Source organism: Sporosarcina sp. E16_8 (assembly GCF_017347095.1).
Taxonomy (GTDB): Bacteria; Bacillota; Bacilli; order Bacillales_A; family Planococcaceae; genus Sporosarcina.
In genome coordinates this window covers 1-1,903 of the sequence record NZ_JADPRZ010000110.1, presented here as the reverse complement: position 1 = coordinate 1,903, position 1,903 = coordinate 1, and the positions used below count along the sequence as shown (strand labels likewise).

The 1,903-nt window shown below is 45.2% G+C and carries 1 protein-coding gene; it reads right to left on the bottom strand.

Going from position 1 to position 1,903, the window contains the following annotated elements:
* Positions 1 to 182: 182 nt before the first annotated feature.
* Positions 183 to 1,652, bottom strand: a complete 1,470-nt coding sequence (gene tnpC / locus I2484_RS20955; RefSeq protein ID WP_207152984.1) for an IS66 family transposase — start codon at positions 1,650 to 1,652, stop codon at positions 183 to 185.
* Positions 1,653 to 1,903: the final 251 nt, after the last annotated feature.

The following is a 1,903-nucleotide window of genomic DNA, read 5'->3' as shown; positions in this document are numbered from 1 at the left end:
AAACGTAACTACTTAGGTATCTATGTTGATGTAAAAAATTCTACCAACAACGCTTGGCGCTTGGGGATGCCTCCCGTGATAAGCCTGATAGAAAACCACTATCAGTCTTATCACTTCGGCTACCCCAGTTAGGCGCCTTCGCTGGAGAGTAGATAGAATCACTTGTTTAACCTACATAGATCCTATTTGAAGGAGAATTCTCCACGGACAACAGAGACGAGCGAGGAAAGAATATCACGATCTTGTTTGCGAAGCGTGGAAATAAATCCGCGGATTTGGGCAAATTGTTTAGCCCCTTCATTTGTACGGAAGTGGCCTGATACTTTCTGTTTCACTTTCATCATTCGGATGTCCCGTTCTGCCTGACTGTTATCGAAAGGCACGCGTGCATCCCAAATAAACCGCAATATAGCGGTTTTATGGAGCTGGAAGCGTGCAGCTAGATTAGCGGCTTTGCTCTTTTTTATTCTTCCACGTTTGAGTGGGGCATCCGGTATAGGATTAGTCGCCCATTCTTTTTCACCGCGCTCGAGAATACGGTCGTAGCGCTCTTCCCATTCAAGGGCGTCCGCTTCTTTTATCGGTATATCCTCTAGTCTCCACTTTTTCTTGTGGTGACAGGCTTCCTGTAAAAGTTCTTTCATATCTGCGGCCCATCGATGGCCATCATAGTCGATGATACCCTGGCACTCGCGAAGAAGGTGAGCGCCGCATAGGGCATGATCGAATGAATAGTCGGTGGTAAAGTAGGAAGCCCAACAGTCATGGACAAGAATTCCCTGATACTGGGGTAAAACATCGTGCTTCTCGATGGCAATTTTCCCGCGTTTTTCATGGACATGATAAAGCGTCCAGTCAGAACTGCTAACGGTATGTAACCATTGCGTTTTATCCTCTATGCGCATCCCAGTTTCGTCCGCATGGACGACGGCACTTTTCAATAGTTCTTCTCGTATGTATGCAGTATGGGGATCGATTTTAGTGGAAATAGAGGCTAAACGGTGCAGAAGGGTGGCTTCACTGGGGCGATACCCAGTCATGTCATGAAATAACTGACAGATGCGTTCAAACGGAAGATGGTGGTATGTATGTAAATAGGCGCACCAGGCAATCCAGTTGTCTCCATATTGGACCGGTGCTTTCACGTTTTCGGGGGAAGGTGCATTTTGTTGGGTACCACAGTTCGGGCAGCACTTCTTTTCAATCCGGTGCTCTGTAACCACGACGCGGGGAATCGGTAAATCAAATACTTGTCGACGGATATACCCTTCCGATGGTAAATCTGCAAGAGAAGTTTCACAGTGCGAGCAGACTTCGACCTTATGCCATTCAATTTCATCTGGCTGGTCGGTTGGTTTGAGGGTATAGCCGTCATGACCCTTTGGGGCGCCAATCTTACCTCCCGATTTCCGCAGACTTTTAGGCTTGCGCAAACCATCACTGGAAGGCGGTTTACTACTGTTGGTACTTGTTAACCCCACTTGTCGTTCCAGTTCTTTTACACGTGTTTCTAGTTTAACAATATGGATTTTCTGTTGATCAATTTGTATTTCCAACTTTTCAATATAGAGTAGAAGATTCGTGATAAACGACGCAATTTCAGTCGGTTCTCCATGACTAATCTCTTCGATTTGTTTGGCTGTGTATTTCATTGAGATTTGCTCCTTTCTGTCTATGATGAACTTATAATTTTCACGTAATCTCCAGCGAAGGCGTCTACTGGGGTAGCCGAAGCGATGAGACTGACAGCGGTTTTCTGTCAGGCTTATCGCGGGAGGCATCCCCAAAAGCCGAGTGTTGTCGATGAAATACTTTAGTCCAACCTATATATTAATAAAATGAGTTTACTAGACAGATACCCATATAGAAATTTTTGAAACAATTCATGTACCTAAGTAGTTAC